1 protein-coding gene is annotated in these 240 nt (G+C 69.2%); it reads left to right on the top strand.

Translation table 11 applies throughout. The features are described 5' to 3' along the window. Positions 1 to 56 precede the first annotated feature (56 nt). Positions 57 to 240, top strand: a 184-nt coding sequence (locus SB717_RS39130; protein WP_410908673.1) for a hypothetical protein, incomplete at its 3' end; no start/stop codon positions are given.

Genomic DNA, 240 nt, shown 5'->3' on the forward strand with positions numbered 1-240 from the left:
CGGCTCCAGCCCCGACGACATCGCCGACCGCGACGCCGCCGGCACCCGCGGCGGACATGACGTGCGATTCGATCATGCGCCCGTCCTTCGTCGAGCAGCTGAAGGATCTCGGTTGGGTCGCGCAAGAGGCCCCGTTCCGCATCGGCGAGCACGTGATCGCTGGTGGGATCCAATGTGTCTGGGGCGACGAATCGGGGCTCGACAGCGGCCAGATGTACGGCTGGGCCCCGATCGGTGCCG

Origin of the sequence: Priestia sp. SIMBA_032 (assembly GCF_046535215.1) — a bacterium.
Taxonomy (GTDB): Bacteria; Bacillota; Bacilli; order Bacillales; family Bacillaceae_H; genus Priestia; species Priestia aryabhattai.